General features: G+C 40.3%; 11 protein-coding genes and 1 pseudogene. 8 read left to right on the forward strand and 4 right to left on the reverse strand.

From position 1 onward, the window contains the following. Positions 1-103: 103 nt before the first annotated feature. The 4 genes from B7C60_RS08180 (at position 104) to rmf (ending at position 4286) form a co-directional block, all read left to right on the forward strand. A complete protein-coding gene (locus tag B7C60_RS08180; protein ID WP_099611222.1) occupies positions 104-346 on the forward strand; it encodes a glutaredoxin family protein in 243 nt (80 codons plus the stop codon). Then, a complete protein-coding gene (locus tag B7C60_RS08185; RefSeq protein WP_099611223.1) occupies positions 324-2243 on the forward strand; it encodes an ABC transporter ATP-binding protein in 1920 nt (639 codons plus the stop codon). Before B7C60_RS08180 ends, B7C60_RS08185 begins: the two co-directional genes overlap by 23 nt. 8 nt (positions 2244-2251) lie before the next feature. Beyond that, entirely contained in the window at positions 2252-3949 is a 1698-nt protein-coding gene (locus B7C60_RS08190; RefSeq protein WP_099611344.1) for a DUF3466 family protein, read from the forward strand. Between the two features lie 163 nt (positions 3950-4112). Beyond that, a complete protein-coding gene (gene rmf, locus B7C60_RS08195; protein ID WP_099611224.1) occupies positions 4113-4286 on the forward strand; it encodes a ribosome modulation factor in 174 nt (57 codons plus the stop codon). A 140-nt stretch (positions 4287-4426) separates the two neighbouring features. Here the strand turns inward: rmf and fabA are convergent, their stop codons facing one another. Then, positions 4427-4945 (reverse strand): bifunctional 3-hydroxydecanoyl-ACP dehydratase/trans-2-decenoyl-ACP isomerase, encoded by a 519-nt coding sequence (gene fabA / locus B7C60_RS08200; protein WP_099611225.1) that lies wholly within the window; start codon positions 4943-4945, stop codon positions 4427-4429. Positions 4946-5017: 72 nt separating this feature from the next. Beyond that, the gene (locus tag B7C60_RS08205; RefSeq protein WP_099611226.1) at positions 5018-6661 is read right to left on the reverse strand and encodes a S16 family serine protease; all 1644 of its coding nucleotides are present in this window, start codon (positions 6659-6661) and stop codon (positions 5018-5020) included. Positions 6662-6826: 165 nt separating this feature from the next. Here B7C60_RS08205 and matP point away from each other — a divergent pair, with 165 nt between their 5' ends. From matP to B7C60_RS08220, 3 genes are all read left to right on the forward strand, one after another. Beyond that, complete coding sequence (gene matP, locus B7C60_RS08210; protein ID WP_099611227.1) at positions 6827-7276, forward strand: macrodomain Ter protein MatP; 450 nt, start codon at positions 6827-6829, stop codon at positions 7274-7276. An 11-nt stretch (positions 7277-7287) separates the two neighbouring features. Next, positions 7288-7602, forward strand: coding sequence for a DUF3634 family protein (locus B7C60_RS08215; protein WP_099611228.1), 315 nt, complete (start codon positions 7288-7290; stop codon positions 7600-7602). Between the two features lie 129 nt (positions 7603-7731). Beyond that, positions 7732-8067: a hypothetical protein gene (locus B7C60_RS08220; protein WP_099611229.1), complete on the forward strand. Its 336-nt coding sequence runs from the start codon at positions 7732-7734 to the stop codon at positions 8065-8067. 293 nt (positions 8068-8360) lie between these two features. Here the strand turns inward: B7C60_RS08220 and yciH are convergent, their stop codons facing one another. Both yciH and B7C60_RS08230 read right to left on the reverse strand, forming a co-directional pair. Next, on the reverse strand, positions 8361-8672 hold the full coding sequence (gene yciH / locus B7C60_RS08225; RefSeq protein WP_099611230.1) for a stress response translation initiation inhibitor YciH: 312 nt from the start codon (positions 8670-8672) through the stop codon (positions 8361-8363). A 9-nt stretch (positions 8673-8681) separates the two neighbouring features. Then, positions 8682-9059: a DUF3319 domain-containing protein gene (locus B7C60_RS08230; protein ID WP_099611231.1), complete on the reverse strand. Its 378-nt coding sequence runs from the start codon at positions 9057-9059 to the stop codon at positions 8682-8684. Between the two features lie 104 nt (positions 9060-9163). Here B7C60_RS08230 and B7C60_RS18475 point away from each other — a divergent pair. After that, positions 9164-9501, forward strand: a pseudogene (locus B7C60_RS18475) (tyrosine-type recombinase/integrase); the annotation flags it as partial.

The raw sequence follows: 9501 nt of genomic DNA on the forward strand, positions 1-9501 counted from the left end.
CGCAGAATATTTCAACTCAGACCTTGCCGATGGATTTTGAGCGTAACAAGCAAATCCATAACTGCTGGTTAATTACCCATAAACCACAAGAGCAGGGGCGAGCGTGATTAGACTTTATAGCACCTCAGGTTGTCATTTGTGTGAGCAAGCTTATCAGTTGCTAACCAAGGCGAATATTGCCGATCCGATCACTATTGTGGATATTGCTTTTGACGATGAGCTATTCTCTCGTTACGGTGTCACTATACCGGTGATTGCATTCCAAGGCAGTGAACTTAACTGGCCTTTCGATTTTAATGAATTAACTCAGTGGTTAGAAAATAATGGCATTAATTACCATTCATAACGGGTTACTGGCGTTCGGTGACCATCCTTTACTGGATCATGCAGATTTTGCTCTGCAAGAAAACGAACGGGTTTGTCTTGTTGGCCGTAATGGTGCAGGGAAATCGACCCTAATGAAAGTGCTCGCGGGTGAGATCTTGCTCGATGATGGCAAAATGCAGGTAATGCAAGATGTCGTGGTTTCTCGTTTAGAACAAGATCCGCCACGTAACCAGCAAGGCAATGTATATGACTATGTGGCTGGAGGCTTAAAAGAAGCAGGAGAGCAACTTAAGATCTATAACGATCTACTTGATCTTGTGACTCATTCGCCAACAGACGCCAATATTAAGAAATTATCCACGGTTCAAGAGCAACTAGAACATTCTGGTGCTTGGCGCTTGGAAGACAGAATTAACAATGTGCTTACGGCGTTAAAACTCAATGGTCAAACGAAACTAAGTGAACTTTCCGGAGGTTGGCAACGCAAAGCGGCTTTAGCTCGTGCTTTAGTATGTGAACCTGACGTTTTACTCCTTGATGAGCCAACCAACCATTTGGATGTCACAACCATTGAATGGCTGGAAGGTTTCCTTAAAGATTTTCGTGGTTCCATCATTTTTATTTCTCACGACCGTACGTTTATTAAAGCAATGGCCACTCGTATTTTGGATTTAGACCGAGGAAAACTGAACTCTTTTCCTGGTAACTACGATCAATACTTGGTTGAAAAAGAAGAGCAATTGCGTATTGAAGAGATGCAAAATGCTGAGTTTGATAAAAAATTGGCTCAGGAGGAAATCTGGATTCGTCAGGGCATAAAAGCGCGCCGAACACGTAATGAAGGCCGAGTGAGAGCCTTAAAGCAGTTACGACAAGAGCGAAGCGAGCGACGTGAAGTTCAAGGTAAAGTGAATCTTAAAATTGATGATGGATCCCGCTCAGGAAAAATTGTATTTGAAGCGGAAAACCTTAACTTTTCCATTCAAGGCAAACCGATTGTTCGTAACTTTAGTTTTAATATTATGCGAGGTGATCGTATTGCACTGATTGGTCCAAATGGCTGTGGGAAAAGTACGTTACTTAAGCTGTTACTGGGTGAGCTGACCCCTGATAGCGGTCGATTGCACTGCGGGACAAAATTGGACGTCGCGTACTTTGATCAATATCGTGAATTACTCGATCCTGAAAAAACTGTGATTGATAATTTAGCTGATGGAAAACAAGAAGTGACGGTAGCTGGGCGTCAACGTCATGCCTTAAGTTATTTACAAGATTTTCTTTTCGCGCCAAAGCGGGCTAGAACACCAGTCAAAGCGTTGTCAGGTGGTGAGAAAAACCGGCTATTGCTAGCGAGAATTTTCTTAAAAACCAATAACTTATTAGTACTTGATGAGCCCACTAACGATTTAGATATCGAAACATTGGAACTTTTAGAGGATTTACTTGCCAACTATCAGGGCACATTATTATTAGTGAGTCACGATCGTGAGTTCGTTGATAATACAGTGACGACCAGTTGGATTTTTGAAGGTAATGGACACATTGAAGAGTTTGTAGGTGGTTATCACGATGCGCAGCAGCAGCGTCAACAAGTGCAGCAAGCTCGTGCAAATGAAGGTGTGAGGCAGAAACAAGAGCAATCGGTTGAGCCCCCTCTAAAAGCCACATCACCAAAGCCTAAAGCGAAGAAGTTATCGTATAAACTACAACGTGAGCTGGAAGCTTTGCCGGCCCAGCTTGAACAGTTAGAAGAACAAATTGAAACGCTACAGTTAGAGGTCAATACTCCCGACTTTTTCAGCCAAGCTGTAGAGATTACCCAACCCATTTTAGAGAAGCTGGCTGCTTATGAGCAGGAGCTTGAAGTTGCTTTTGAGCGTTGGGAAGAGCTTGAAGCGATACAACAGGATAGTTAATGAAACGAATGAGTAGTAATACGTTTAAACGGACGCTGATTAGTGCCGTCATCTTATCTTCAACCTCAGCCTCAGCAGCACTGTATCAAGTGGTTGAGGTTAGCCCATCAACAAACTTGGATTATAAAAGTAGTTATGGTGTCGCCATTCAGCCTGGTATGGTGAATGAACCATTAGGTTGCTTTGCCAATGGAGCAACAGATTGTGCATCATCGTTTAAACTTGCCGGTGAAACGCGGTTAATGGAAACTCATGATGGTGAAGCGATAGATGGCCTTAGCTACCGAGAAGCAGTGCCGTTTAGAATTGATAATACCTTCGTGTATATTCAAGAACTGCGTGATTTTGAGCGTTATTGTAATAACGAGTTACGTTATTCTACTTGTGAAAGTTGGGCATCGATTCGTTGGAATCTTTGGCACAAAGAAATCAATGGTGAGCAAACACCAAATGCCATCGCTTTTATTGAAGACGAAGGGATAGCAATTGATGAAACCAAGAATGTTGTTGTCAATAGTTTGACCGAAGCTGGAAAACCGGTCGGTATTGTTTCTGACCTCGGTAATGTAACAGGATATAGGCGTAACTCTGTCACTGCACTCGTTGGTACTCAAGATGTCGACCTTGGATTACAAACTCGAGCTTGGAAAACGGATGGTACTTATACTGTAGGCAGTGTAGCAAGCGGAAAAGTAAATAATGAAGGGGATTTTTATATTTCAAAAGGAGCGATTTGGAAAAATTTGAGTCCTAAAGACAGTATGACATCGTTACCTTGGGGGGCTGGAGTTTCTGAACAAAGGGATCAACGTCTCGCACAAGCTAGCTTAAGAGATTTTGTTATTTCAGGTGATAATAAAACACTTTATGCGGTTGGTTTTAACACCTTCTATGATAAAAATCATTATATGCAAGCGAGTATTACTCCACTAACCATTCAAGACGATAATTTAGCTCCAAAAGAAGCGATAGCTGTAAAAGGGGCGACGGTCTATTCTGGTGGCGGTACAAGTGGAGATAGAATCCACACCAATTCCCTTTTAACTTCAGTCAATGCAAATTTAATTGCAATTGGTGAAGCAAAACGAGCAACCGCAGAGAAAGGGGCGTATGCCAATCGATTATTTATTGTGCCGGACGTTTCCTCTTCTTCACCAACCGCTGCATTCTTATCGGGAGGCATTTTCTTTGAAGGTGCAGGGGGTAAAGCGGGCGCAATGAATAACTATAATGAAATGGTTGGCCAAATCGATGCCGATAATACTCGTGAAGTGAGTGGTAAACCACGTCGTAAACGTGGTTTTATTTACCCATATAATGGTAAGAATACCAATGATGAGCGCAAAAATATCTTTAATAACCAAGCTTGGTGGTTAGATGATCTTACCAATGGTGGTGAGTTCTCAAATGCCAATAACCAATATCGTATTATTGATGCAACTGATATTAATGATGCTGGTGTTATTGCGGCGAGCGCCTTTAAATGTGTTGGTGGTTATGATTCTACCGCTCATAATGCACGCTGTGGTAATGGTAAAACGGAAGAAACCACTGTGGCGGTTAAGCTTATTCCAATTGCTGGCGCGACGAGTGAAGATATTGTTCAACGTGGTACCGACGATCAATCGATTGATCGTAAAGGAGCAACGATAGGATTGTGGGCTTTGATGTTATTTGGGCTCGTTGGGTTCCGTAAGAAAGACTAGAAAATTGTTAAATAGGGCACAAGTTCACAGATTTGGACTTGTGCCTTTTTTATGCCTTGAGAAAGTCCATTTATTGGTCAATTCTTAATGGTGTGGTCATCAATTTGCCACATCGTTTTAATAGTTGTACGTTAAACACAAGTTACTGTATGAGGACTGCACTATGAAGAGACAAAAGCGTGATCGCCTAGAAAGAGCGCAATCTCAAGGATATAAAGCTGGGTTGAATGGACGTTCACCCGATGAATGTCCTTATCAACAAACTGACGCTCGTTCGTATTGGTTAGGTGGTTGGCGTGATGCTAGAGATGATAAAAACTCTGGTCTCTACAAATAATTTTCCACATACACCATGGATCTTAGCCCCGAAAGGGGCTTTTTGTTTTTATTACGTACTTATGGCTAATAGGCCCTAGTGCACTATAACTAATTTTATTGTTCTAAAATTAGGCAGCCGGATCGGCTGCCTAATTACCTTTAGAATGATGAAGTATCTTGAAAAAGACCAACTTTTAGATCTTTAGCCACATAAATTTCTTTACCATCCACTAAAACACGGCCATCAGCTAACCCCATGACCAACCTACGATTCACCACCCGTTTCATATGAATTTCATAGGTAACTTTTTTCGCTGTCGGAAGAATTTGCCCAGTAAATTTTACTTCACCGACACCAAGTGCGCGTCCTTTGCCTTTTCCTCCAACCCAACCAAGAAAGAAGCCGACTAATTGCCACATGGCATCCAGCCCTAAACAGCCAGGCATCACCGGGTCTCCGGGGAAATGGCAATCAAAAAACCAAAGATCAGGGGAAATATCCAACTCTGCAAGAATCAGCCCTTTACCGAAATCTCCTTCGGTTTCTGACATTTTGGTCACTCGATCCATCATTAACATATTAGGCGCAGGTAACTGAGGGTAGCCTTCACCAAACAATTCACCACGGCTTGAGGCTAGAAGATCATCACGATTGTATGAATCACGTTTATTATTCATTATTTTACTACTCCAATTTCCAATAGGAAGCATGTTAGTGAACAGGTGTACGCTAAACAACTCCGATCAGTACTAGACAAACCAGTTTTTGATTCGTTCCATGATTCCGTGTGATTGAATATGTTTTTCAAAATAAGCAATACGAGCCGCAATTTTGCTAATCACACTGTCTTCATCATCCCCTCTAAATGGTTTATTCATAAGTAAGGGAATGGCCTCATCAACAGTTGAGACAGGCCAAATAGTAAATTGGCCATTTTTTATACTGTCGATTACTTGAGGATGAAGAGCCAGATGTTTTAAGTTGCTCTTAGGCAAAATAACACCTTGTTGCCCGGTAAAACCTTGGTGCTGACAGACTCGGTAAAAACCTTCAATCTTTTCATTTAGCCCACCAACGGCTTGAACTCGTCCAAATTGATCCACGGCACCTGTGACCGCGATTTGCTGATCTATCGGATATTCAGAGAGCGCACTGACTAAAGAACAAAGTTCAGCAAGTGAAGCACTATCGCCATCGACTTCACTGTAAGATTGTTCAAAAACAACCGAAGCGGAGAAGGGTAACGGTACATCTAAGTCCAGCGCACTACTGACAAAAGCTTGCATGATCATCATACCTTTGGCATGCAGATTGCCACCCAGCTCAACTTTACGTTCTACATCAGCAATATCCCCATCACCAAAATGGATAACACACGAAATACGTGCGGGTTCTCCATAAGAAATAGGATGTCCTGCAACATCAATGACGGTTAATCCATTAACCTGACCTACTTGTTTTCCTTGTGTTTCGATAATCACCTGACCATCAAGAATATCATCTAACGCCCGCTCTGGAAGATAGGAAGCACGGTAATAGCGTGATTCGATAACTTGAATAACATGTGATTTTTCAATACTTTTTCCTTGAGACTCAATTGCTGATTCTTCAAGTAAAGCACGATGCCACATAAGGCAGAGTGGGGCATAGTGTTGATCTTCGGTGTATCTTGCCCCTGCGGTCATTACCGCTTCAATAGCACCTGAGGTTAATGTCGGTAGACGGTAACGTTCAATCATCCAGCGAAGATAGCCTAAATAAAGTGGCATAGTATGCTGATCGATTTTGATGTCTAATTCTAACTCACTAAATAAACATAAACCGGCATGAATATCTGAGTCCAAAAAATCAATGTCACCGAGTTGATGGCGATCACCGACAATAATCAATTTAATGTTATAAGATTGGCTGGGTAGCTCGGGAAGTAATGAACGTTTATCACAATTAATAGGAGAAATCGATTCACCAAGTACGGCGGATTTTAATTGTGGCCAGCAACGAGGATTTGCTAACAATAAATTAGCAGAAACAATAAGATAACCATTATTCGCTTGCTCTAATAACCCAGTGGATTGGCTGATAATCTGCCCATTTTCAGCTTTTATTTGGCCAAAAAGGGTGGACATATCCAAACTCTCTGTACGGACGATAGGCACTCCTAACCGTTTGTTTTGTATATGTTCTTGCACCAAAGAGCGGTAAACGGAATTATCTGGCGCATTAATTAACAGAACCCGGCTAAAACCCTGTATCTGTATGAAGCGCTCTATGGCTTGAGAAAGGCGATGCTGAGTTTGAAAAAAAGAATGTACCGGAATTTGTTCAAACTGGGCAAATAACAAGTCAAAATCGTCATACTGGGGCGTCACTAAACGCCAGATATCTTGTGTCATTGAGTCATCGAAGTGATTAAAAGAACTGAAATTATATAGAAAAATCTCCGCTACGAATAGCGTTGTTATTATTAATGATCTCTATCGTATTTTTGATTGAGAGAATTGAAAGTTAGCGCCGGCATGGTTACACTGTCACTCAAAATTTATACGGATTTGCCGAATATGAAATATCAACAACTCGAAAATCTAGAATCTGGTTGGAAATGGCAGTATTTAATGAAAAAATGGAAAGATGGTGAAGCCATTACTCGCCATATTGATCGCAGTGAAGCCGATGCGGCGGTTCTGCAGCTCAAAGCTCTTGAACACGAACCCACATTAGTGCTCGATTGGATTGATAAACATATGGCGCTTGCTTTGGATAATAAGCTTAAACAAGCGATAAGAGCGAAGCGTAAGCGGCATTTTAATGCAGAGCAGCTTCATACGCGTAAAAAGTCTATCGATTTAGATTATCGGGTCTGGGAGAAATTATCTCTAAGAGCAAATGAGCTTGGCTGCACCTTATCAGATGCGATTGAATATTTACTAAGTGAAGCCTCACGTAGTGAAAAAGCAAGCCGTGCTGTGACAAGTTTGAAAGAAGATTTAAGTAAATTACTATCCAATTAGGAACGAATAACATGATTTACGCCATCATTATCGCTGGGATTGTCATTTTTTGGTTGTTTGCTGTTGATCGACCCGTTTTAAGGGTGACATTTAAATCCGGCCAGATGACTACAGCAAAAGGGCATTTCCCTCCAACGTTTAAACACAATGTGAGTGATATAGCTGAATCCACACCTTTTGATGGTGAAATGAAGGTATATCATCAGAGAGCAGGAATGAAACTTGTTTTCTCTAAAAACGTTCCTAAAAAAGTTCAGCAACGGATTCGTAATGTTTTTCCTCATCAAGGTTTTAAAAGTCGTGGGAAATCAAAGAAAAGTCACTAAACGCATTTATTGAGTAACAACACTAATTTCATTTCCTTATTAAGTGAATCGAACATTAACCTAATCACACTCGAAAGACTGAATAAATCGCATATGATGTATTCAGTTGCATTTGATTAGGAGCGTCTGATGATAAAGAAAAGCGTCATGTTAGGATTGATATTAAGTAGTATGGTGATGTCGGCTTTTGCTGATGACGCTGAAACGAATCCAACAGCAAAGAAAATTAAGCAGCAACTGATTAAGCAGCTAAAAAAGGATCAGTTTTCATTATCTGGTTACTGTGACGTATTTATATATATGCGTCATGTCACTGCTAAAAAGGCAGAAGTAAGGAAAGCGACCTCGACGGGGTCATCACATCAATGCAAAGAGATCGAGCAATTGATACGAGTAGGAAAAAAGTATTCTTATCAACAACCGGAATACATTATTAGAATTCATATTGAGGATCGACACTTATAACAATTATTGATGATACTTCCTATGATTAGAGTTTAAATATCCCAGGATATCGATTACAACAAACCTCACTTTAGTACGCATTACGTGCATTATGTTAAATGTGATAACGTGGCTATAATCAATAAATGACTATTCCTTTCAAGCTTAGATGACTTCTATTCACTCGCGCTATTTTCCATTGAACATAATCTATTTACCATAAAGTATATAATTAGCTTTATTGTGTCATGGCTGACCAATAAAGCCAATTATGCGATACAGAGTAAAGATTAATTTCTTTGTAAATACAGAGTTCAGCTTCCTGCTAGTTTGACAACAAATCCTTTTTTCTCTAATAGCTGTTTTAATTTCTCACGCATATCACCTTGAATCTCAATCTCTCCATCTTTTAGTGAGCCGCCACAGCCGCAGCTTTTTTTAAGTTCCGCCGCGAGCAATTTTAACGGTGCATCGTCAAGGTCTAGTCCTTTTATGATTGAAACACCTTTGCCTTTGCGTCCTTTAGTTTCTTTATGTATGCGAATAATACCATCACCTTGGCGACGTACTTTTTTTTCTGGTTCAGGTTGAATACGGCCTGTTTCGGTTGAATATACCAATGTCATAACATTTTCTTACTTCTTTAGTTGAGTTTCCGCTTTTTGTTTAGCAAGCAGATGAGCTTCAATATGTTTTTGAATAGCAATTTTAGAACCTTTGATTAAGCGACCATTGAAAAAACAATACCAAGCATTCGCCTCTCCTGTATCATTTTTCAAAGTAAAACCATTAAACTGCTCTTGTGTAGGTTTATGACCCTCTTCGCGTGCTTTACCTACCGATTCAAATTCGCTTGGATCAATAATTGATGCGGTATCACACCACCAATCGATACTCTTTTTAACTGCCGCTAAGTTTCCGGTTAATACGTGTGTCTTTATTTTAACTTGCCAGACCTCACTGGAATTCGGTGCTGACTTTAAGGTAAATCCTCGGTAAGTTGCTATCGCCATAGAGATCCGCTTCTGTTTGTTATTGCTAATAGTTAAATAATAATTGTATCTGACCGGTTAGCAAGTATATTTATTGGTAATATCTTAAGTTATAGTGCATTAGTATGAAAAAAAACCTCACACCTCTCAGTAATGAAATTAAAATAAAACAAATGGTTGAACGGTTTCGTAATACGATTTCCACTGAGCAGATGGTTTTACTCACACAATCGTACTATAAGCACAACTCTTTGCTCGCTTTGACTAAAGACTGGAATTTATTTATTCAATACGGCCAACAACATGCTGTACAGATACTGCCCGCTTCAAGCTTAGTTGTTAATCAATTTATACATCATCAAGCCAAAACGAGAAAATATAACACCTTAAAACGTTACGTGGTAACTATAAGCATAGTGCATTACTTATTAAATCAGCCTGATCCCACAAACAGTATTCAGGT

Source organism: Vibrio fujianensis, assembly GCF_002749895.1.
Classification (GTDB): Bacteria; Pseudomonadota; Gammaproteobacteria; order Enterobacterales; family Vibrionaceae; genus Vibrio; species Vibrio fujianensis.